Consider the following 22,086-nt stretch of genomic DNA (forward strand, 5'->3'; position numbering starts at 1 on the left):
TCCGGCCCGGCAAGCAAATCGTCCCTGCCCGCTACAGAGAGCGGACAGGGACAGATCCCCGCAGCGGCGGGGAGCACATCAGCGAGGCTGTCTCGCCGGACGACATCCTTGGGACATCCCCGCTGCAGCGGGGAGGACATCCGGTAAACGCGGGAACCGACCATAAGGTCACGCCCGCAACGCCTCCTCCAGCGCCCGGGCCACGTCCCCCGCCTCCTCCCCCGGCAGCCGCGCGCCCTCCGGGCCGGTGACGTAGAAGGCGTCCACGGCATTGGAACCCAGGGTCGAGGCGTGCGCGCTCCGCACCCGCACCCCCGCCCCCTCCAGCGCCCGCCCGAGCCGGAACAGCAGGCCCGGCGCGTCCTGGGCGCGGACCTCGATCACCGTGGCCAGCCGGGACGCGGCCGGGGCGACCGTCACGCGGGGCGGAGGCGGCTCCACGCCGCGGCGCCGGGGGTAGGCGGCGTCCCGTTCGGCGAGCCGGCCGGCGATGTCCAGGGTGCCGTCCAGGGCCCGGACCAGGTCGGCGCGCAGGCGGGTGGCCTGGGGCAGGGAGCCGTACTCGGCGGCGACGCGCCAGTCCAGCAGCAGGACGGAGCCCTCGACGCCGTCCGGCAACGGATGGGACCGCAGCTCGGCGGTGCGGACGGTCAGCCGGTGCATGGCCAGCACCCCGGCGACCGCGGGGAGCACGCCCGCCTGGTCCGGTACGGCGATCAGCAGCTCGACGCCGAGGGGCTCCGGGTCGGCGGCACGCCCCGCGGCCGCGGCGCGCTCCGGGTCGGCGGCGCGCTCCGGGTCGGCCGGCGGTTCGGTCTGGGCGCGCAGTGCCAGTACCGGTCCGCCCGTGCGGAACGCCTCGACGGCGAGCCGTTCCTGCTCCGCGGTGGGCGCGGCCGCCTCGGGCTCCTCCAGCGGGTCCCCCGCCAGCACCGCCGAGACGCGCTTCACCAGGTCGGCGACGAGGGAGCCGCGCCAGGACGACCAGGCCGCCGGGCCGGTGGCCAGCGCGTCCGCCTCGGTCAGGGCGTGCAGCAGCTCCAGGGTGTGCTCCGTGCCGACCGCCTCGGCGACCGCGCGCACGGTGGCCGGGTCGTCGAGGTCGCGCCGGGTGGCCGTCTCGATGAGCAGCAGGTGGTGGCGTACGAGGGTGGCGAGGACGGCCGTGTCCGCGCGGTCGAAGCCGATCCGCGCGGCCACGTCCCGGGCGATGGTCTCACCGGCCACGGAGTGGTCCCCGGGCCAGCCCTTGCCGATGTCGTGCAGCAGTGCGGCGACCAGGAGCAGGTCGGGCCGGTGGACGCGGCGGGTGAACCCGGAGGCGCGCACCGCGGTCTCGATCAGGTGCCGGTCGACGGTCCACAGGTGGACGGCGTTGCGCTGCGGGCGGCAGCGGACCCGCTCCCAGTCGGGCAGGAGCCGGGTGATCAGCCCCTCGGCCTCCAGCGCCTCCCAGACCTCCACGGTGGGCCGGCCCGAGCCCAGCAGGGTCACCAGCTGCTCGCGTGCCTCGGCGGGCCAGGGCGCGGGCAGCGGGCGCACGGTGGCCGCGAGGCGCCGTACGGCGTGCAGGGAGAGCGGGAGCCCGGCCTGCGCCGCGGCGGCCGCGGCACGCAGCGGGAGCACGGGGTCGCGGTCGGGGCGCGCGGTGCGGGCGAGCACCACCTCGCCGTCCTGCTCGACGACGCCCTCGGCGAGCGGGGAGCGCTCGGTGACCTGTTTCCCGCCGCCCAGCATGGCGCGCAGCCTCGGCCGTACGGAGCGCGAGCGCAGTACGCGCCCCACCTCGCGCCAGGTGACGTCGCCGGCGTACGAGATGACACGCGCGGCCTCGTACACCTGCCGCAGCAGCGCGTCGGCGTCCAGCAGGCCCAGCTCGGCCGCCACCTGGTCCTGCTCCTGCAACGCCAGTCGGTCGGTCGCCCGGCCCGTCGCCAGGTGGAGCGCGTCGCGTACGTCGAGCAATCGGCGCCGGGCCTCGGCGAGGCCCTCGCGCGGGGCGTCGGCCAGCCAGGAGGCGGCTACGGCGCGCAGGGCGGTGGCGTCGCGCAGGCCGCCCCGCGCCTCCTTGAGGTCGGGTTCCAGCAGGTACTGGAGCTCGCCCTGGCGTGCGGCCCGCTCGCCGCAGAGTTCCTGGAGTTCGGGGAGGCGCTTGGGGGCCTGGTTGCGCCAGTCGGCGAGGACCGCGGTGCGCAGCCCGGCGGTCAGTCCCAGGTCGCCGGCGAGGTGCCGGGCGTCCAGGAGGCCGAGTTGGACTTTCAAATCCTCGCCCGCCGTCCTGCGGGCCTCCGCGGGCGTACGCACGGAGTGGTCGAGGGCGAGACCGAGGTCCCAGACGGGGTACCAGAGGCGGTCGGCGAGGGCGGCGACCGCCTTGTCGTCGCCGCCCTCGTGCAGCAGGAGCAGGTCCAGGTCGCTGCGCGGGGACAGCTCGCCGCGGCCGTAGCCGCCGACGGCGACCAGGGAGACGCCCCGGAGCGGGCCCGCGGCGGCGAAGAGGCCCGACAGCCACTCGTCCGTCAGTCCGGCGAGGGCGGCACGGCGCGGCGGCCCGGGCCGCGCCTCCTCGGTGAGGAGGCGCAGCCGGGCCGCCGCGTAGCCGCTGGGTCCCGAGTCCTCTGCTTCTTTCGTCACGTCCGTACTCGTCACCCGGCGACTCCGTTCCGTTCTCGTGCCTCAGAGCTGCGACAGAGCTGCTTCGAAGCTGTTCAGAGCGCGTCGGGACCGCGCTCGCCGGTCCGCACCCGTACGGCCGTGTCGACCGGGACCGACCAGACCTTGCCGTCACCGATCTTGCCGGTGCGGGCCGCCTTGACCACGACCTCGATGAGCTGCTCGGCGTCGTCGTCCTCGACCAGCACCTCGATGCGGATCTTGGGCACCAGGTCGACCGTGTACTCGGCGCCGCGGTAGACCTCGGTGTGGCCGCGCTGGCGGCCGTAGCCGCTCGCCTCGGTGACGGTCAGGCCGTGGACCCCGAAGGCCTGGAGGGCCTCCTTGATCTCGTCGAGCCGGTGCGGCTTGACGACGGCGGTGATGAGCTTCATGCGTCCACCTTCTTGCTCTGGGCCGACGCGGCCACGGAGGCGGCCGGCGTGGCGGTCGTCCGGGCGGCACCGCCGCCGGCGCCGCTGAAGTCGTATGCGGTCTCGGCGTGCTCGGCCTGGTCGATGCCGGCCACCTCGTCGTCCTCCGGCACGCGCATGCCGATCGTCTTGTGCAGGACGAAGGCGAGGATGGCAGAGACGACCAGGGAGTAGGCGAGGACCCCGAAGACACCGGCGCACTGCTTCCAGAACTGGTCCAGGCCGCCGCCGTAGAACAGGCCCGCGACGTCGGACTGGCCCTTGCCGGTGGCGAAGAAGCCGACGAGGAGGGAGCCGAGGATGCCGCCGACGAGGTGCACTCCGACGACGTCGAGCGAGTCGTCGTAGCCGAACCGGTACTTCAGGCCGACCGCCATGGCGCACAGCACACCGGCGATGACGCCGACGGCGATCGCGCCGAGCGGGGAGACCGCGCCGCCCGCCGGGGTGATGGCGACCAGGCCGGAGACGGCGCCGGAGGCCGCGCCCAGCGTGGTGAACGCGCCGTGCCGGATCTTCTCGTAGGCGAGCCAGCCGAGGACGGCCGCGCCGGTGGCGACCTGCGTGTTGACGAACATCAGCGCGCCGACGCCGTCGTCGTTGCCCAGCCAGGAGCCGGCGTTGAAGCCGAACCAGCCGAACCACAGCAGGCCCGCGCCGAGCATGACCAGCGGCAGGCTGTGCGGGCGCATCGGGTCCTTCTTGAAGCCGACTCGCTTGCCGATGACCAGGATCACGCCGAGCGCGGCGGCACCGGCGTTGATGTGCACGGCCGTACCACCGGCGAAGTCGATGACCCCCAGCTCGAAGGCCCAGCCGCCGGCGCCCCACACCCAGTGGGCGACCGGGAAGTAGACGATCGTGGCCCACAGGGCGATGAACAGCGCCCAGGCCGTGAACTTCACCCGGTCCGCGAGGGCACCGCTGATCAGGGCGGGCGTGAGCACCGCGAACATCAGCTGGAAGACCAGGAAGACGAAGACCGGGATGGTGTACCCGTCCCACAGCTCGGTCAGGCCGATGTTGCTGAGCCCGATCCAGTCGGAGTTCCAGCCGACGATGCCGCCGGTGTCGGTGCCGAACGCCATGGAGAAGCCGTACAGCACCCACAGGACGGTGACGATGCCGAGGCTGATGAAGCTCATCATCAGCATGTTCAGGGTGCTCTTGACGCGGACCATGCCTCCGTAGAAGAAGGCCAGGGCCGGGGTCATGAGCATCACCAGGGCGGAGCAGATGAGCATGAAGCCCGTGTTGGCGGCAGAGAGCTCCGTCTCTGCGGCGAGCGTGATGGCTGGAGCCATCGGCGTCTCCTCGTCGTTGGTACGGCCCCGTGCGGGCGAAGCCTGAGCGGAATGAGGGGTGGGCCGGTTATGAGCCACGAGATTGGCTCAGCACCGTTTCGGTGGGCGCCCCTCGTTGTTTCGCCGCCGTGACGAAGGCGCTGTGCGTGTTACGCGTCGGTGAACTGCCGGATGGGGGGCAGAGCGATCGTTATCGTGGCGCAACGTCCCGACCGGGACACAAACCGGCCGCGGCGGCCTCCGAGTGACCTGGCATGGGGGAGCCGAGTCGGGCAGTTCGGGAGGGCCGGCCGCGGCCGGGGCTGGTGGGTTTCAGACCGCTTCGGCGGTCTCCGGCAACTCGACGGCGAGCCGCTCGGTGAGGTCGATGATCTCGCCGAGGTCGCCGAAATCGCGTACGGCCGTGTCGACGGTCTTGCGGATCCGGGTGTTGACGCGTTCGGAGCGGACCTTCTTGGCGATTCCCATGGCCTCGACGGCCAGGCCGGTGCTCTCCTCGGGCTCGCGACGCAGCAGGTGCACGGTGGCCATGCCGATCAGGTTCAGCGCGTACGACCGCTGGTGCTCGTCGTCCTCGGCGAACAGCTCCACCGCGCGGCGCATCAGCGGCTCGGCCAGCGAGGCGTAGGCGGGGCTGCGGCCGGCGACGTAGGCGAGGTCGCGGAAGGAGTGGCTGTTCTCCCCGTACAGCTCGGCCTCGGAGAAGAAGCGGATCCAGTCGGGGTCCGGCTCGTCCCACTCGTCGGCCTCGGCGAAGGTGTCCTCGGCCATGCGCACCGCCCGCTTGCAGCGGCCTGGCTGGCCCATGTTGGCGTAGGCGCGGGCCTCCATCGCATACAGCATCGACTGGGTGCGGGGGCTGGCGCAGTCCCGGCTGCCGTACTGCGCGAGGTGGATCAGCTCCAGGGCGTCGTCGGGCCGGCCGAGGTGGATCATCTGGCGGCTCATGCTGGAGAGGATGTACGAGCCGAGCGGCCGGTCACCGGCCTCCTTGGCGGCGTGCAGGGCGAGGACGAAGTACTTCTGCGCGGTGGGCTGTAGCCCGACGTCGTACGACATCCAGCCGGCCAGCTCGGCGAGTTCGGCGGCGACCTTGAACAGCTTGGACCGGGTGGCCTCCGTCTGGGGTTCCTGCAGCAGGTCGGTCACCTCGTGCAGCTGGCCGACCACCGCCTTGCGGCGCAGGCCGCCGCCGCACTGGGCGTCCCAGCGGCGGAACATCACGGCGGTCGACTCGAGCAGGTCCAGCTCGGGCCTGGACAGGCGTCCACGCGCGCGGGAGGCGGGCGCGGGCTCGCGTCCGGAGGGGGAGGCCGAGGGCGAGGGGACGAGCCAGCGCTGCATGGGCTCGATGAGGGACGGGCCCGCGGAGAGGGCCAGCGAGCTCCCGAGGAAGCCGCGCCGCGCCAGCATCAGGTCGCTGCGCGAGAACTCGCTGAGCAGGGCCACGGTCTGCGGGCCCGTCCAGGGCAGGTCGACGCCGGTCGCTGAGGGCGTCGGGCGGGTGGAGCGCAGGCCCAGGTCCTCGACGGAGACGACGACGCCGAAGCGCTCGGAGAACAGCTCGGACAGGATCCGCGGGATCGGCTCGCGCGGGTTCTCGCCGTCGAGCCAGCGGCGCACGCGGGAGGTGTCCGTGGAGATGTGGTTGGCGCCCAACTGACGTGCTCGGCGGTTGACCTGGCGGGCCAGCTCTCCCTTGGACCAGCCGCTGCGGGCGAACCATGAGGTGAGCAGCTCGTTGGGGCGCTTGTCAGCGGGCGACGCGCTTCCCGCGCTCGTACCGCTTCCGCCGTTGCCGCTCACTGGAACGCCCCCATCCCTGAGACCACCTGTCGCCGAGTGCGCCAAGCCCTATCAGAATGCCGGTGGTTGGGGCCCTCCGTCCGGTGGTTGCCACCCTTCGAACGGAAAGCCGAGTTGCCTCCGGCATACCCACAAGTGCATGTGCCCCACGGCTCCATGCACACAAAGTAATCCTACGATCACCCGTCCAGCCATGGCGATTGCGGAATCGCCACCATTCGCCACCCCTTCGGATGAACTCCCAGTGGCCTGCACGCGATTCACTTGACATAGGCCAACCGGGAGTCGGTGCAACGGTGCACACCGGGGCGTGCGCGGGCGAGCACACCACCCGGCGTGCTTCCGGACGCTGTCTGAACCGCGCCGGACTGGGGAGTTGGAAGCAGAGAGTCACGTTTCACGTCCGCTGCGTAACCGCCGCTGCGTCGACCCGTTGGAGGGGGCATGGGCTTCACGATCGGCATCGGCAGCACTCGGGGCATGCGCGACATCCGGTCCGGCGCGCGCCGCCGCGGTCGCGCCTCGGAGTGCACCGCGGTGGCCGAGTTCACCGGGCTGTGGGGCTGGGCCGTGGTGCCGGGGGCCCGGGCCGCCGCGGGCGTCTGCTCGTGCGGCAGGCGTGACTGCCCGGCGCCGGGTGCGCATCCGCTCGGCTTCGCGCCGGAGGTGCCCGCCGGGGCGACACTGGACGAGGCGAGCGAGGCCTGGGCCGAGTTCCCGGGCGCCGCGGTCATGCTGCCGGTCGGTCGGACCTTCGACGTGATCGAGGTGGCCGAGCCCGCCGGTCTGCGGGCACTGGCCCGGCTGGAGCGCATGGGCCTCCCGCTCGGCCCGGTCACGGCGACCCCGCAGGGCCGCGTCCACTTCTTCGTCGCCCCGGGCGCCGCCGCCGAGCTGCCCCGGCTGCTCTACCGCATGGGCTGGGACGACCCGTCCGCCCTGGACCTGCGCGGGCTGGGGCCCGGCTCCCACGTCACCGCCCCGCCCTCCGACCGCGGCGACCTCGGCCCGGTGCGCTGGCTGCGTCCGCCGGCCCTCGACTCGGCGACCAAGCCACCGGCGGCCCGGCTGCTGCTGGGGACACTGGCGTACGTCGCCCATCGGTCCCGGGCGTAGGCCTCCGGCGGGGAGCGCAGACGGGCGGGCTTCCCGGGTACACCTCGGTTCCTCACGCCGCACGCAACGCACACCTGCGGCGCCCCGCGTACCTGCCCTGCCGCGCTCCGTGTACCTGCCCTGCCTCGCACATCACGCGGCGCACGCCACGCCTACGCGCCCGCGACCCGGCGCCAGGCCTGCACGCCCACCACCCGACGCCCCGCGCGCCCCGCCACGCGCCCGGCGCACCAGCCCACGCACTCGCCACCCAGGCGCCCTGCCAACGCGCCGCCACCCAACGCCCCGTGCAAGACGTCTGCCAGCCGTCGCACCGGCGCTGCGCGCCCCCGCACGCCAGCGCGCCACCCCACCCAACGCCCCCACGCACCACGCCTGCCACCGCCGCCCCACCCCTTGGCGCGCACCGGACGCGGCACCCCACACCACCACCGTCCGGCGCGCGCCTCCCGCGTTCCCGCACACAGCGAAGCGCCCGCTTCCCGGTCAAGGGAGGCGGGCGCTTGTTCGCGCGCGGGCACGTGTCCTGGGACGCGCGCCGGAGTCCGGCAGGCGGCAGCGTCACTCGCCGATAAGGGCATCCACGAACGCCGCCGGCTCGAACGGCGCCAGGTCGTCCGCGCCCTCGCCGAGCCCGATCAGCTTGACCGGCACGCCCAGCTCGCGCTGCACGGCGACCACGATGCCGCCCTTGGCGGTGCCGTCCAGCTTGGTGAGCACGATGCCGGTGATGTCGACGACCTCGGCGAAGACCCGGGCCTGGATCAGGCCGTTCTGCCCGGTCGTGGCGTCGAGCACGAGCAGCACCTCGTCCAGCGGCGCGTGCTTCTCCACGACGCGCTTGACCTTGCCGAGCTCGTCCATGAGGCCGGTCTTGGTGTGCAGGCGGCCGGCGGTGTCGATGAGCACGACGTCCGAGCCCAGCTCCTTGCCCTCCTTGACCGCGTCGAAGGCGACGGAGGCCGGGTCGCCGCCCTCCGGGCCGCGCACGGTGTGGGCGCCGACCCGCTCGCCCCAGGTCTGGAGCTGGTCGGCGGCGGCGGCACGGAAGGTGTCGGCGGCACCGAGGACGACACTGCGGCCGTCGGCGACCAGGACGCGGGCGAGCTTGCCGGTGGTGGTGGTCTTGCCGGTGCCGTTGACCCCGACGACCATCACGATGCCGGGCTTGCTGTTCGGCGGCTCGGTCTTGACCTCGCGGTCCATCTCGGGGCCGACGAGGGTGATCAGCTCCTCGCGCAGCAGGGTGCGCAGCTCGTCGGGCGTGCGGGTGCCGAGCACCTTCACCCGCTCGCGCAGCCGCTCGACCAGCTCCTGGGTGGGCTGCACGCCGACGTCGGCGGTGAGCAGCGTGTCCTCGATCTCCTCCCAGGTGTCCTCGTCGAGGTGCTCCCGGGAGAGCAGGGTGAGCAGGCCCTTGCCGAGGGCGTTCTGCGAGCGGGAGAGGCGGGCACGGAGCCGGACCAGACGGCCGGCGGTGGGCTCGGGAACCTCGATCTGCGGGATCTCGAGCTCTTCGACGACGGGCGGCTCCTCGACGGTGGCGGGAGCGGTGCCGCCGTCCGGGAGGTCGACCTCCTCTATCGTCCGGCGCGTTTCGTCGCGCGGCGTCTCGGCCTCGTCGCCGACGTGCGGCTCGGCCGGAGGGGCGGTGATGTCGGGGGCGGCGGGGGGCGGCGGAGGCAGCTGCTTCTTACGGCGACTGCCGATGACCAGCCCGCCGAGCGCGCCGATCACGACCACGGCGATGACTACAGCAAGGATGACGATTTCCATAACTCGTCCAGTATCAGCCATGGGCTCCGAGGGCACCCCCTTGTGGCTTCCTCTAAAGGACAAAGGCCCCTGGCTGGCAGGAGTCGGATCAAAGTACGATGGAAGAGGCCACGTCAACGCGCGTAGAGTCCCGTCAACCCCCTCTTCTCCCACGATCGAGGCACGGACCCCCCACATGAGCAAGACCGCCGAGACCGAAGGCGCCCTGGAAACACGTGGCATCGAGCAGGTGCCCGACCATGAGCGCACCGCCCGGACCCGCGAGCTTTTCCCGACCTGGGTCGGCGCCAACATCAGCGTGCTGCTGCTCACGATGGGCGCGAGCCTCGTCGTGGCGTACCAGCTGAACTTCTGGCAGGCCCTCGTCGTCGCGGCCGCCGCGCCGGTCCTCTCCTACGGCCTGGTCGGGCTGATCGGCATCGCCGGCAAGCGCGGTGGCGCGCCCGGAATGGCGCTGTCCCGAGCGGTATTCGGGCAGCGGGGCAACCTGCTGCCGGGTTCGCTGATCTGGATCGCCCGCTGGGGCTGGGAGACGATCAACGCGGTGACCGGCGCGTACGCCCTGCTCACCGTGCTGGACATCGTGTTCGGCATCCGGGCCAACAGCGTGCTGGACATGGTCACGCTGCTCGCCTTCGTCGTGGCGACCTTCGCGATCTCCGGGCTGGGCATCAACGCCGTACAGAAGTGCAACAAGTACGCGGCCTACCTCTTCGCCGCCTTCTCGGTACTGGTCCTCGGCTACCTGGTCGTCGACACCGACTGGTCCGCGGTGTTCGACCGGTCCGCCGGTTCGGTGGCCGCGATGATCACGGGCATCGGCCTGATCGCGGCCGGCGGCGTCAGCTGGATCCCGTCCGCCCCGGACTTCACCCGGTACCTGCCGCGCACGGCGTCCTCCAAGGGGATCGTGGGCGTGACGATCGGCGGCGCCGGCATCGTCGTCCTGCCCATGGTCCTGATGGGCATGGTCATGGCCGTCTCCACGCCGGACCTGGCCTCGGCCTCCGACCCGGTCTCCTTCCTCGGCGAGATCCTGCCGACCTGGATCGCGGTGCCGTACCTGCTGATCGCGCTGATCGGCATGCTGCTGATCAACTCGATGTCGATGTACTCGGCCGGTTTCACCGCGCAGACCCTGGGCTTCAAGGTGCCGCGGCACTGGGCGGTCTCGGTCAACGCGGTGATCTCGCTGATCTTCGGCGGCGTGCTGATGCTGGTGGCGACCAGCTTCATGGGCTCCTTCATCGCCTTCCTGTCGCTGCTCGCGGTCGCCTTCTCCGCCTGGGTCGGCGTCTTCGGCGCGGACATGCTGCGCCGCAAGGAGTACGACGGCGACGCCCTCGCCGACACCGGCCGCACCAGTGCCTACTGGTACCGCGGGGGCTTCTCCCCCGCCGCCGTCGCCGCCTGGGCGGTGGGTCTGATCGCCGGTCTGATGTTCACCACGTCCGACTGGTTCACCGGCCCCCTCGCCGCGAACAACTTCATCGGCGAGTACGGCCTCGGCTGGGTCGCCACGGTCGTCATCTCCGGCCTGCTGTACGTCGTACTGCCGAAGCCGCCGGTGGTCGTCCCGGCGCCGGCGTCGGCCGAGCGGGCCGAGCAGCCCGCATCCGTGACCGTCTGACCCTGCGCCACCTGTCGCCCCTTCCCGGGCCGAGCCTGACCGAGGCCGGCGGGAGGGGGCGACGTGCGTGCGGCACCCGCCCCCACCCGGGGTGCCTGTCCGCGCCCACGGATCTGCTGGTGGAAGTCCTCGCCCGGAACCGGACGGTCCGAGGCGCTGGAGACAGGCGGCGGGGTCCTCATCCGGTGAACCGCCCGGGCCGGGACCGGAAGGACCGGACCCGGACGGGCCGGGGCCGGGACCGGGACCGGGACCGGGAGGACCGGACCCGGACGTACGACACCGCCGCCCCCGGCCTGGGCGGTGACCCGGGCCGGGGGCGGCGGACGGTACGAGGAGAGGGGCAGCGGGGACTTGGCCCTTCTCCCCGGGTTCGGGGGCGGGCGGTCAGCCCATCTCCTCCAGTGCCTTGCCCTTCGTCTCCTTCACGAACTTCAGGACGAAGGGGATGGAGAGCGCGGCGAAGATCGTGTAGATCACGTAGGTGCCGGAGAGGTTCCACTCGGCCAGCGACGGGAAGCTCGCGGTGATGGCCCAGTTGGCGATCCACTGCGCGGCGGCGGCCACACCCAGTGCGGCGGCGCGCAGCCGGTTCGGGAACATCTCGCCGAGGAAGACCCAGACGACCACGCCCCAGGACAGGGCGAAGAAGAGCACGAACACGTGGGCGGCGATCAGGGCGACCCAGCCCTGCGTCTCCGGGAGCTTGCCGTCGACCAGGTCGAAGGAGAACGCCCAGGCCTCCAGCGCCAGGCCGATCACCATGCCGACCGAGCCGATGAGGGCGAGCGGCTTGCGGCCGACGCGGTCCACGAAGATCATCGCGATCACCGTGCCGACGATGTTGATGATCGACGTCGTGAACGAGTAGAAGAACGACTGCGTCGGGTCGACGCCGACCGACTGCCACAGCGTCGCGGAGTAGTAGAACGCGACGTTGATGCCGACGAACTGCTGGAAGACCGACAGGCCGATACCGATCCAGACGATCTTCTTGAAGAGGAAGCTGCCGCCGAGCAGGTCCTTGAAGGAGGACTTCTCCTCGCGGTGCATCGCGTGCTCGATCTCGGCGACGCGGGCGTCGAAGTCCACGTCCTTGCCCTCGACCTCTTCGAGGATCTGCTTGGCGCGCTCGTGCTTGCCGACGGAGACCAGGAAGCGCGGGGACTCGGGGATGGCGAAGGAGAGCAGCCCGTAGAGGACGGCCGGGATGACCATGACGCCGAGCATGACCTGCCAGGCCTCCAGGCCCATCAGCTCACCGCGCTGGTCGCCGCCGGCGGCGTTGAGCAGACCCCAGTTGACCAGCTGCGACACGGCGATGCCGATGACGATCGCGGCCTGCTGGAAGGAGCCGAGCCGGCCTCGGTAGGCGGGCGGCGAGACCTCGGCGATGTAGGCCGGGCCGATCACCGAGGCCATGCCGATGGCGAAGCCGCCGATGACGCGCCACATGGCGAGGTCCCACAGCGCGAAGGGCAGTGCGGAGCCGATGGCGCTGACGGTGAAGAGGACGGCCGCGATCTGCATGCAGCGGATACGGCCGATGCGGTCGGCGATGCGACCGGCGGTCGCGGCGCCGATGGCGCAGCCGATCAGTGCGATGGCGATGACCTGGGCCAGCACCGCGGAGCCGACGTCGTAGCGGTCCCGGATGGCCTCGACGGCGCCGTTGATCACGGAACTGTCGTAGCCGAACAGGAAACCACCCATCGCGGCCGCCGCCGCGATGAAGATGACGTGCCCGAGATGCTCGGGATGAGCCGTCCTGGCTCCTGAACTGGATGCCTGCGATGTGCTGGCCACGTGTACTCCTCGGGCTACCGGCAACGCTGCCGGGGTGGATCGCCTTCGAGGTGCCACTGAAGGAACCTGAAGGTAAAAGCAACGTTGCAGAGACTATGCCTTCAAGTTTCGAAGTCAATAGGGCAAGAGGTGTGAGTTTGAGGACCCGGAGTGGGGATACTCATTCAAGAGTTGAAGTAATGCGAGGGGTTACTAGCGCAACCGCTGGCTGATGACCTTCGACACACCGTCGCCCTGCATGGACACGCCGTACAGCGCGTCGGCGACCTCCATCGTGCGCTTCTGGTGCGTGATGACGATCAGCTGCGAGGCCTCCTGCAGCTCCTGCATGATTCGGATCAGCCGCTGCAGGTTCGTGTCGTCGAGCGCCGCCTCGACCTCGTCCATGACGTAGAACGGGCTGGGCCGCGCCTTGAAGATCGACACGAGCATCGCCACGGCGGTCAGCGAGCGTTCTCCGCCCGAGAGCAGCGACAGCCGCTTGACCTTCTTGCCCGGCGGCCGGGCCTCGACGTCCACCCCCGTGGTGAGCATGTTGTCGGGGTCGGTCAGGATCAGCCGCCCCTCACCCCCCGGGAACAGCCTGCTGAAGACGCCCTCGAACTCCCGGGCCGTGTCCCGGAATGCCTCGGTGAAGACCTGTTCGACGCGCTCGTCGACCTCCTTGACGACCTGGAGCAGGTCGGCGCGGGTCTTCCTCAAGTCCTCCAGCTGCTCGCTGAGGAACTGGTGCCGTTCCTCCAGCGCCGCGAACTCCTCGAGGGCCAGCGGGTTGACCTTGCCGAGCTGCTGGTAGGCCCGCTCGGCGGCCTTCAGACGCTTCTCCTGCTCGGCGCGGACGAAGGGCCGGGGTCGGTTGCGCGGGTGCTCGGGGTCGGCGGGGAGCTCCTCGCCCTCGGCGGGGGGCGAGGGCGGCACCTCTTGATGGGGGCCGTACTCGGCCGCGAGCCCCGCCGGTTCCACACCGAGTTCCTCCAGCGCCTTGGTCTCCAGCTGCTCGATGCGCAGCCGCTTCTCGGCGCCGAGTACCTCGCCCCGGTGGACTGAATCCGTCAACTTGTCCAGCTCCGCCTTGAGGTCGCGCCCGGCCGTGCGCGCGGCGGTCAGCTCCTGCTCGCGCCGGGCCTTGGCGGCCTCGGCGGCGGTGCGCTCCTCGTCGGCGCGGGTCAGGGAGACCTCGACGTGCGCGAGCAGCTGCCGGGCACCTGCGGCCACGGCCTCGGCGACGGCCGCCTCGTGCCGCAGCCGGGCCCGCCGCTGTTCGGCACGCGCGCGTGCCTCGCGTTCCGCGCGGGCGGCCCGGTCCAGGGAGTCGGCCCGTCCGGCCAGCCCCTTGACCCGTTCCTCGTGGGTACGGGCCTGGAGGCGGGCCTCCATCTCGGTCTGGCGGGCGTTGGCGCCGTCGGCGGCGAGCCGGTCGCGCACGGAGGTGTCGGGCTCCTCCTCGACCGGCATTTCTTCGGCGACCGCCAGCCGCTCGGCCAGCTCCTCGACGTCCATCAGCGCCTTGTCCAGCGCCTCCTGCGCCCGGGCCGCCGCCGCGGCGGACCGCTCGGCCTCGCCGGCGGCGCCCCGCGCCTGTCCCGCCAGCCGGCCCAGCTGCTGGGCGACGGCCGACTTCTCCCGGTCGGCCGCCCGGCGCCGCTCCCCCAGCTCCTCCACCAGCGCGGCACACTCCCGGCGCCGCTCGACGGCCGCGTCCTGCGCCTCGGCGAGCTCCTCGCACCGCACGCCCAGCTCCTCCAGCTCGGCGGCGGCCTGGTCCACGGACGCCTGCACCTCCAGCAGGCTGGGCGCCCCGGCGGACCCGCCCTGCGCGAAGTGCGCGCCCAGCAGGTCGCCCTCGGCGGTGACGGCGGTCAGCCCGGGCCGGGCGTAGACGAGGTCCTCGGCGTCCTCCAGGGTGGCGACGACGACGATCCCGCGCAGCAGCCGCCGCACCGCGGGCATCAGGTCGGCGGGACCGCGGACGAGGTCGGCGGCGTACGGCGGCCCTTCGCTCCGCGGCTCCTCCGCTACGTCATCGGGGGCGCCGGCGAGCAGCAGGGCGGCCCGGCCGGCGTCCTGCTTGCGCAGCAGGCGGATGGCGTCGGCGGCGGCCGCGGGGGACGTCACCGCGAGGGCGTCGGCGGCGGCGCCGAAGGCGGCGGCCAGGGCGACTTCGTGGCCGGGGGTCACGGTGAGGAGCCCGGCGGCCGGGCCGAGCAAGCCGGAGAGCCGGTCCTTCGCGGCGTGCAGCGCACCGGTGCCGTCCTTGCGGCGCATTCCGAGCGCGAGGGCCTCGTGGCGGGCCTGTGTGGCGGCTCGGGCGCGCTCCGTCGCGGTGGCCGCCTCGCGGGCGGTACCGAGGGCGGCCTCCGCCTCGGCCAGCTGCCGCTTGGCGGCCTCGTGGCGCTCGCCCAGCTCCTGGTCGCCCGCGTCCAGCCCGTCGACCTCCGCCTGGAGCGCCTCGTACTCCTCCTGGGCGGCGGCGGCCCGCTCCTGCGACTCGTCCCGCGCTTCGGCGAGGCGCTCGATCTCGGCCTGGGCCGAGGCGGCGCGGGAGCGGGCGGTGCCGACCTGGCCGCTGAGCCGGGCCAGTCCCTCACGGCGGTCGGCGATGGCGCGGGCGGCGTCCTTGAGGCGGCGCTCCTCCAGGGCCAGTTCGCGTTCGAGGTCGGCGCGGTGGGCGACCGTGTCCTCCAGGGCGTGCTCGGCCGCCTCCAGGGCCGCTTCGAGTTCCGCCTCCTGTTCGCGGACGCGGGCGGCCTCGCGCTCCAGCTCCTCCGGGTCCCGGCCGCGCCGCTCCTCGGGGGGCGTGGAGGTGGCGCTCTTCACGCGCGCGTCGGCCAGCGAGATCGTGCCGCGCACCCGTTCGGCGAGCTGGGACAGCTCGTACCAGGTCTGCTGGGCGCGCTGGAGACGCGGGGCGAGCCTGCGCACCTCGTCCTCCAGGTCCGCCTCGCGGCGCAGCGCCCGGCCCAGCTCCCGCTCGGCGGCTTCCTTGCGTTCCTTGAGCGCGGCCTCGTCGGCGATCTCGTCCTGGAGCGCCTCACGCAGCCGTACGAGGTCGTCGGCGAGGAGCCTCAGCCGCGCGTCCCGGAGGTCGGCCTGGATGACGGCGGCCCGGCGCGCCACCGCCGCCTGCCGGCCCAGCGGCTTCAGCTGGCGCCGCAGTTCGTCGGTGAGGTCCTGCACGCGAGCGAGGTTGGCCTGCATCGCGTCCAGTTTCCGGAGCGCCTTCTCCTTGCGCTTGCGGTGCTTGAGGACGCCGGCGGCCTCCTCGATGAAGGCGCGGCGCCCCATCGGGTCTGCGTGCAGGACGGAGTCGAGCTGGCCCTGGCCGACGATGACGTGCATCTCGCGGCCGATGCCGGAGTCGGAGAGCAGTTCCTGGATGTCGAGGAGGCGGCAGGTGTCGCCGTTGATCTGGTACTCGCTGCCGCCGTTGCGGAACATGATCCGCGTGATGGTGACCTCGGCGTACTCGATGGGCAGGGCCCCGTCGGAGTTGTCGATCGTCAGCGACACCTCGGCCCGGCCGAGCGGCGGGCGGCCGGTGGTGCCGGCGAAGATGACGTCCTCCATCTTGCCGCCGCGCAGCGTCTTGGCGCCCTGTTCGCCCATGACCCAGCTGAGCGCGTCGACGACGTTGGACTTGCCCGAACCGTTCGGCCCGACGACGCAGGTGATGCCCGGCTCGAACCGGAGCGTGGTCGCCGAGGCGAACGACTTGAACCCGCGCAGGGTCAGGGCCTTCAGGTGCACGCCGTCGGACTCTACCTTTCACGGGTGTCTCACTCCATGAACCGGTGAACCGCCGCGGTTTCACCGGTGAACGTGCAGGGCACATCAGACGTTGAAGAGGGTGAAAGGATGCGCGGGGGAGGACCGGGCGGGCCGGGCGGCGGAGACGGGGGCAGGAAAGAAAGAAGGGACGCCGAAGCGTCCCTTGCAGACTCTGACACCTGAGCGGTTGTACGGACGGGCCCAACCACTGCCGTGCCGTGTTGGAGCGATGCAGTGATCAGGTGAGCGCAGGCTCCGCCTGGTGTGCGTCAACGCTCTCCATGCTCTCCATGATCCTGTCGTGAGAAGCGGCAGCCGCCAACGCGTCGTTCTCCGCCTGGATCCGTCCGAGTTCGGATTCCAGGTCCTGGACGCGCTGCTGGAGCCGTCGCATCTCGGCGAGGAGTCGAGGGTCGGAGCCGCCGACGTAACCGAGAAGCGCCTTTGCCATGATGGATGGTCCTCCACAATGAGTGACCGACCGAAGCGGTGTGGGTCGTGTAGGGATCGCACCCGCGGTGCTTGGCACTTTGGAGTTTTTCCTGCCGTTCAACCATGCCAAACAGCTAAGGTGCGCGGGGCTTTCAGCGTCTCACCAAAAAGTTTGACGGTCAACACGATCACGCCCCGTATCGGCGGGCACCCGGGCGCACACGGCCTGGAAACGGCGACGCGGCGACTCCTGCGGGCCCCTGGGGGCGTGGCGATCATCCTGCGTGCGGAGCCTGCCACGACCCGTCGTTCTTGGCAACCACCTGCCCGTTTCCGCTGCGGACACCTCTCCCCGGACGATCCTGCCGGGCTCCGGGGGACCTCCGCGCGGTCCGGCGTCAGCGGATGGCGAAGCCCTCGTAGCCCCCGCGGGGTGTGTCCCAGATCTCGGTGACACCGTCCACTCGTCCGGGCGTGTCGTCACCGTGCAGCCAGTCGAGCAGTCCTTCGCAGCGCTCGCGCGGGCCCTCCGCGACGACCTGGACACGCCCGTCGGCCAAATTGAGAGCAAAGCCACTCATCCCGCCGAGCTCCAGCGCCCTGGCCCGCGTGAACCAGCGGAAACCCACACCTTGGACCTGTCCGCGCACCCACGCGACCAGTCGTACATCCTCGCTCATGACTGCAACCTAACCAGTCAATGTCTCGCCGGACACTTCACCCCCTGGCGCCATGCGGTACCGTCCCCACCCAATGAAACTCACCTGAAACTCACTCGATCGTGTGAGTTCCGTGTTGATCGTGAGGACACGTCGACCGCGAGGACACGTCCAGCGCGAGGACGAGGAAGGCCAGAACATGGGACGCCACCGACGCTCCGCCGCCGGCCGCGCCGCCACGGGCCGCGCCGCGGGGGGCCATCAGCCGGACGGCGCGACGGAGCGGGGCCGTGACCCGCAGGCCCCGGGCGACCGCCCCACGATGGGGATCGCGCCCTACCTGAACCCCGAGGCGTACGCCGAGGTCCGTGCCAAGAGCGACGCCTACCTGTTCGCGCCGGACGACCCGGACGGCGACGGGGGCGAGGGCCACCCGCGGGCCGGCCGCACGGTCCCCTTCCCGAGCGACGGTTTCTCCCCCGACGACGGTCCGCAGCGCGCGGGCACGCACCGCCGCCGCAAGAGGAAGGGCGTCACCCCGGTCCGCACGGGTCTGCTCGGTGTCTCGGCCGCGGTCGCCATCGGCACCGTGGCGGTGGCCACGGGCGCGGTGCCCGGGCTCGACAACTACCGGATGGGCGGCGGCAGCGGCGGGGGCGACCGGGTGCAGTCCCAGGACGCCCCGACGAACACCCCGTCCGAGCAGGGCGGCACCTCCGGCAGCGCCGAGGCCGGCCGCGGCGGCGACGCCTCCACGAGCCGCGGCACCGACCGGTCCTCGTCGCCCTCCGAGGCGGCCGAGTCCTCCCAGTCCTCCCAGTCCGCCGAGTCCTCCCCGTCCGATTCGTCCTCCTCCGAGTCCTCCTCCTCCGCGCCGTCCTCGCCCTCGGCATCGGCGTCGAAGCCCGCCGCCCCGGCCGGGACACCGTCGAAGACCAAGAAGCCGGAGACGACTCCCAGCAAGAAGCCGAAGCCCACGCCGTCGCGTCCGGCCGACAAGAAGCCCGAGCAGCCCAGCGCGCCAGCCGCCGTGTCGGACGAGGCCGTCGCCCAGGCCCAGGTGCTCAAGCTCGTCAACGACAAGCGGGCCAAGGTGGGCTGCAGCCCGGTGGCCGCGAACAGCGCGCTGCGCGAGCTGGCCGAGGACTTCAGCCAGGCCATGGCGGAGCAGGGCTTCTTCGACCACACCGACCCCAGCGGCGCGACCCCCTGGGACCGGGCCGAGGCGGCCGGGATAAGCAGCCTCGGCGGCGAGAACATAGCCCGCGGACAGGCCGACGCCCAGGCCGTGATGGACGCCTGGATGGACAGCCCGGGCCACAAGGCCAACATCCTGAACTGCGACTTCCAGACCCTGGGGGTCGGAGTCCACTTCGGCTCCGGCGGTCCGTGGTGGACCCAGAACTTCGGCTACTAGAGCAGCCTCCGGGGAGCGCCGGTGCGCTGTCCGGGGCTCAGCGCGACCTGCGACTCAGCGCTGCGCTCACGTACGCTGGGCGCATGTCGACCACGCAGGAGCGCACGGAGGAGCAGGACCTCCCGTACGACGTGTTCTCCAGGGCCTGTCCCTCGCGCGGCACCCTGGAACACGTCACGGGGCGCTGGGGCGCGCTGACGCTCGGCGCGCTGCACGAGGGCTCCTTCCGGTTCAACGAGCTGCGGCGCCGCGTCGACGGCGTCAGCGAGAAGATGCTGGCCCAGACCCTGCACGCGCTGGAGCGCGACGGCCTGGTGCACCGCGAGGCCCAGCCCACCAACCCGCCCCGCGTGGACTACGAACTCACCGCGCTGGGACACGCGGTGGCCGGGCGGCTGATCGCGCTCATCCAGTGCCTGGAGGGGCGGATGGACGAGGTGCTCGCGTCGCGTGAGCGGTATGACGCCCGGCAGCTCTAGGCGTGCTCTTCTAGGCCGGGCGGGGCGCCCGCTGGCACTTCGGGCAGAAGTAGCTGGAGCGGTTCATCCACGGCCGGCGGCGCATCGGTGTGGCACAGCGGCGGCAGGGCAGGCCCTCGCGGCCGTACGCGTCGAGCGACCGGTCGAAGTAGCCGGACTCGCCGTTGATATTGACGTAGAGGCTGTCGAAGCTGGTGCCGCCCACGGCGAGGGCCGCGTTCATCACGTCGCGGACGTGGCCGAGGAGTTCGGCGGTGCGGGGGCGGGTGAAGGTCGCGGTGGGGCGTTCGTAGTGCAGGCGGGAGCGCCACAGGGCCTCGTCCGCGTAGATGTTGCCGACGCCGCTGATCAGTGACTGGTCGAGCAGGGCCCGTTTGATCGTGGTGCGCTTGCGGCGCAGCGCGAGGTGGAAGGCCTCGTCGTCGAAGAGCGGGTCCAGGGGGTCGCGGGCGATGTGCGCGATGACGTCGGGCAGCCCGTCGGGGGTGGTGTCGTGCAGGGACAGGCCGCCGAAGGTCCGCTGATCGACGAAGCGGAGTTCGGTGGACAGGGCGTCGGTGAAGCGGACGCGGATGCGCAGGTGCTTCTCGGCCGGTGCCTCGTGCGGCTGGACCAGCAGCTGGCCGCTCATGCCGAGGTGGGCCAGGATCGCCTGGCCGGTGTCCTCCAGGGGCAGCCACAGGTACTTGCCCCGGCGGCTGGGCGTGCCGATGCGGTGGCCCTTGAGGCGGTGGGCGAAGTCGTCGGGGCCGGCGATGTGCCGGCGTACCGCGCGCGGGTGCAGCACTTCGGCGTCGGCGACGGTGCGGTGGGCGACCCAGCGCTCCAGGCCGCGCCGTACGACCTCGACCTCGGGCAACTCGGGCATGGCATCCCCTCGGACGGTCCGGTGGTCGAGCCGAACGCCCGCCCCTGGAGTGGGGCGGGCGTTCGGAACGTGCGATGAATCAGATGAATCAGATGGATCGGACGGATCAGGCAGAGGCCGACGGGGCGTCGGCGCTCGGCTGGGCCGCTGCTTCGGCGGCGGGCTGGGCCGCCGCTTCGGCCGCGGTCACCTTGGCGCGCTCGTCCGCCGCGGCCCGGATGGACCGCCACGCGGATTCCGCGGCCTGCTGCTCCGCCTCCTTCTTGCTGCGGCCGGTGCCGGTGCCGTACGAGACGCCTCCGACGCGGGCGGCAGCAGTGAAGGTCTTCTCGTGGTCCGGGCCGGTCTCCGTGACCAGGTACTCGGGGACGCCGAGCCCTTCGGTCGCGGTGAGTTCCTGGAGGCTGGTCTTCCAGTCCAGGCCGGCGCCGAGGTTCGAGGACTTCTCGATCAGCGGGTCGAACAGGCGGTGTACCAGTTCGGAGGCCGCGTCGAGGCCCTGGTCGAGATAGACCGCGCCGATCACCGCTTCAAGGGTGTCGGCGAGGATGGATGCCTTGTCCCGGCCGCCCGTGCCCTCTTCACCGCGGCCGAGCCGGATGAAGGAGCCGAGGTCGAGCCCACGGCCCACCTCCGCCAGCGCACGCGAGTTGACCACCGCGGCCCGCAACTTGGCCAGCTGGCCTTCGGGCAGGTCGGGGTGGGTGCGGTACAGCGTGTCCGTGACGACGAGGCCGAGGACGGAGTCACCGAGGAACTCCAGCCGCTCGTTCGTCGGCAGACCGCCGTTCTCGTACGCGTAGGAACGGTGGGTCAGTGCACGCACCAGAAGGGCGGACTCGAGCTGATAGCCGAGCCGCCCTTCCAGAAGCGTGTGGGACGAGGCCTGGGTGTCCGCCTTCTTCTTGGCGGGTGGGTCCGCCTTGGCGTCTTCCGCCTTCTTGGGGACTGACACAGTGCCTCTCACCAGCCGCTCAGACCTCGAGGACCTGGCGCTTGTTGTAAGTGCCGCAAGCCGGGCACGCGATGTGCTGCAGCTTGGGCTCGTGGCAGCGCTCGCACGCAACCAGGGTGGGGACCGCAGCCTTCCACTGCGACCGGCGGTGGCGCGTGTTGCTGCGCGACATCTTCCGCTTCGGAACAGCCACGGCTACTTCTCCTGCTTCTCGTCGACGCCAGGTTCGGCGCCGCTCATCTCGTCCTTCTCGCCGTCTCCGAGTGAACCGGCGAGTCCCTGCAAAGCCGCCCAACGAATGTCGACGGCGTCGTGGTGGTGGTCCGGGTCGTCCGCCAGGCGTGCTCCGCACTCGGAGCACAGACCCGGGCAGTCTTCCTGGCACACCGGCTGCATCGGCAGTGCGAGCACCACCGCGTCGCGCAGCACGGGTTCGAGGCCGATCAGTCCGTCCTCGACGAAGAGCCTGTCCTCGTCTTCCTCGGCGTCGTCGGCCGGCTCCGCCACAGGGCGGCCCCGGTCGTCGGCGTCAGGGTACGAGAACATCTCCTGGAAGTCCGCCACAAGCTGCTGCTCGAGCGGCTCCAGACACCTTACGCACTCCCCCTCGGCCTTGGCACGGGCGGTACCCGTGACGAGCACCCCTTCCATGACCGACTCGAGCCGGAGATCGAGTTCCACCGGGGCGCCTTCCGGCACTCCGATGACTCCCTGGATACCGAAGTCCTTGGGAGCGTCGACCGTGCGGGTCAGGCGCTGGAGCGCACCGGGCCGCCGTCCCAGCTCGTGTGTGTCGAACACGAGGGGGTTGCGGTGGTCGAGGCGCGCGTTCAGAACCATTCCTGCTTTCGGTCTTCGTGAGTGTGGGGGTTGCCGCCCTTCGGTGTTCCCGGGCAGCGGCGATCGCGGACGTACGCGCGACCGAAGAGCCAGGATACTGGACCATTCGCTTTCGGCCCAATCCGGCCCGGGACGACGCCCGGG

Annotated in this window: 17 protein-coding genes; 4 read left to right on the forward strand and 13 right to left on the reverse strand. The window is 71.9% G+C overall.

Annotated elements, in window-relative coordinates:
• Positions 1-168: 168 nt before the first annotated feature.
• From RI578_RS11475 to RI578_RS11490, 4 genes are all read right to left on the reverse strand, one after another.
• Positions 169-2,649 carry a [protein-PII] uridylyltransferase gene (locus tag RI578_RS11475; protein WP_310871001.1) on the reverse strand — a complete coding sequence of 827 codons (2,481 nt, stop codon included), beginning with the start codon at positions 2,647-2,649 and terminating at the stop codon, positions 169-171.
• A 59-nt stretch (positions 2,650-2,708) separates the two neighbouring features.
• Complete coding sequence (locus tag RI578_RS11480; RefSeq protein WP_019328769.1) at positions 2,709-3,047, reverse strand: P-II family nitrogen regulator; 339 nt, start codon at positions 3,045-3,047, stop codon at positions 2,709-2,711.
• Positions 3,044-4,390: an ammonium transporter gene (locus tag RI578_RS11485; RefSeq protein ID WP_310871002.1), complete on the reverse strand. Its 1,347-nt coding sequence runs from the start codon at positions 4,388-4,390 to the stop codon at positions 3,044-3,046. The genes RI578_RS11480 and RI578_RS11485 overlap by 4 nt, the downstream gene beginning before the upstream one ends.
• A 312-nt stretch (positions 4,391-4,702) precedes the next feature.
• Positions 4,703-6,196: a hypothetical protein gene (locus RI578_RS11490; RefSeq protein ID WP_310871003.1), complete on the reverse strand. Its 1,494-nt coding sequence runs from the start codon at positions 6,194-6,196 to the stop codon at positions 4,703-4,705.
• A 444-nt stretch (positions 6,197-6,640) separates the two neighbouring features.
• Here RI578_RS11490 and RI578_RS11495 point away from each other — a divergent pair, with 444 nt between their 5' ends.
• Positions 6,641-7,312, forward strand: a complete 672-nt coding sequence (locus RI578_RS11495) for a bifunctional DNA primase/polymerase (RefSeq protein ID WP_310871004.1) — start codon at positions 6,641-6,643, stop codon at positions 7,310-7,312.
• Positions 7,313-7,873: 561 nt separating this feature from the next.
• Here the strand turns inward: RI578_RS11495 and ftsY are convergent.
• Positions 7,874-9,088: a signal recognition particle-docking protein FtsY gene (gene ftsY / locus RI578_RS11500; RefSeq protein ID WP_310871005.1), complete on the reverse strand. Its 1,215-nt coding sequence runs from the start codon at positions 9,086-9,088 to the stop codon at positions 7,874-7,876.
• Between the two features lie 175 nt (positions 9,089-9,263).
• Here ftsY and RI578_RS11505 point away from each other — a divergent pair, with 175 nt between their 5' ends.
• Positions 9,264-10,718, forward strand: a complete 1,455-nt coding sequence (locus tag RI578_RS11505; protein WP_310871006.1) for a cytosine permease — start codon at positions 9,264-9,266, stop codon at positions 10,716-10,718.
• Between the two features lie 387 nt (positions 10,719-11,105).
• Here RI578_RS11505 and RI578_RS11510 read toward each other — a convergent pair whose 3' ends face one another.
• The 4 genes from RI578_RS11510 to RI578_RS11525 form a co-directional block, all read right to left on the reverse strand.
• A complete protein-coding gene (locus tag RI578_RS11510; protein ID WP_310871007.1) occupies positions 11,106-12,524 on the reverse strand; it encodes a sugar porter family MFS transporter in 1,419 nt (472 codons plus the stop codon).
• Positions 12,525-12,716: 192 nt separating this feature from the next.
• Positions 12,717-16,271 (reverse strand): chromosome segregation protein SMC, encoded by a 3,555-nt coding sequence (smc, locus tag RI578_RS11515; RefSeq protein ID WP_310871008.1) that lies wholly within the window; start codon positions 16,269-16,271, stop codon positions 12,717-12,719.
• 259 nt (positions 16,272-16,530) lie between these two features.
• A complete protein-coding gene (locus RI578_RS11520; RefSeq protein ID WP_003973418.1) occupies positions 16,531-16,743 on the reverse strand; it encodes a hypothetical protein in 213 nt (70 codons plus the stop codon).
• A 379-nt stretch (positions 16,744-17,122) separates the two neighbouring features.
• Entirely contained in the window at positions 17,123-17,404 is a 282-nt protein-coding gene (locus RI578_RS11525; protein ID WP_064730025.1) for an acylphosphatase, read from the reverse strand.
• 178 nt (positions 17,405-17,582) lie between these two features.
• Here RI578_RS11525 and RI578_RS11530 point away from each other — a divergent pair, with 178 nt between their 5' ends.
• Both RI578_RS11530 and RI578_RS11535 read left to right on the forward strand, forming a co-directional pair.
• Positions 17,583-18,800, forward strand: coding sequence for a CAP domain-containing protein (locus RI578_RS11530; protein ID WP_310871009.1), 1,218 nt, complete (start codon positions 17,583-17,585; stop codon positions 18,798-18,800).
• An 83-nt stretch (positions 18,801-18,883) separates the two neighbouring features.
• Positions 18,884-19,279 carry a helix-turn-helix domain-containing protein gene (locus RI578_RS11535; RefSeq protein ID WP_310871010.1) on the forward strand — a complete coding sequence of 132 codons (396 nt, stop codon included), beginning with the start codon at positions 18,884-18,886 and terminating at the stop codon, positions 19,277-19,279.
• 10 nt (positions 19,280-19,289) lie between these two features.
• Here the strand turns inward: RI578_RS11535 and mutM are convergent, their stop codons facing one another.
• The 4 genes from mutM to RI578_RS11555 all read right to left on the reverse strand — a co-directional run bounded on the left by mutM (position 19,290) and on the right by RI578_RS11555 (position 21,942).
• Positions 19,290-20,147: a bifunctional DNA-formamidopyrimidine glycosylase/DNA-(apurinic or apyrimidinic site) lyase gene (gene mutM / locus RI578_RS11540; protein WP_310871011.1), complete on the reverse strand. Its 858-nt coding sequence runs from the start codon at positions 20,145-20,147 to the stop codon at positions 19,290-19,292.
• 106 nt (positions 20,148-20,253) lie between these two features.
• On the reverse strand, positions 20,254-21,114 hold the full coding sequence (gene rnc, locus RI578_RS11545; protein ID WP_310871012.1) for a ribonuclease III: 861 nt from the start codon (positions 21,112-21,114) through the stop codon (positions 20,254-20,256).
• A gap of 7 nt (positions 21,115-21,121) precedes the next feature.
• The gene (rpmF, locus tag RI578_RS11550; protein WP_006139588.1) at positions 21,122-21,295 is read right to left on the reverse strand and encodes a 50S ribosomal protein L32; all 174 of its coding nucleotides are present in this window, start codon (positions 21,293-21,295) and stop codon (positions 21,122-21,124) included.
• Between the two features lie 2 nt (positions 21,296-21,297).
• Positions 21,298-21,942: a DUF177 domain-containing protein gene (locus RI578_RS11555; RefSeq protein WP_121749375.1), complete on the reverse strand. Its 645-nt coding sequence runs from the start codon at positions 21,940-21,942 to the stop codon at positions 21,298-21,300.
• Between the last annotated feature and the right edge of the window lie 144 nt (positions 21,943-22,086).

The sequence above is a fragment of the Streptomyces sp. BB1-1-1 genome (assembly GCF_031597775.1).
GTDB lineage: Bacteria > Actinomycetota > Actinomycetes > Streptomycetales > Streptomycetaceae > Streptomyces > Streptomyces thinghirensis.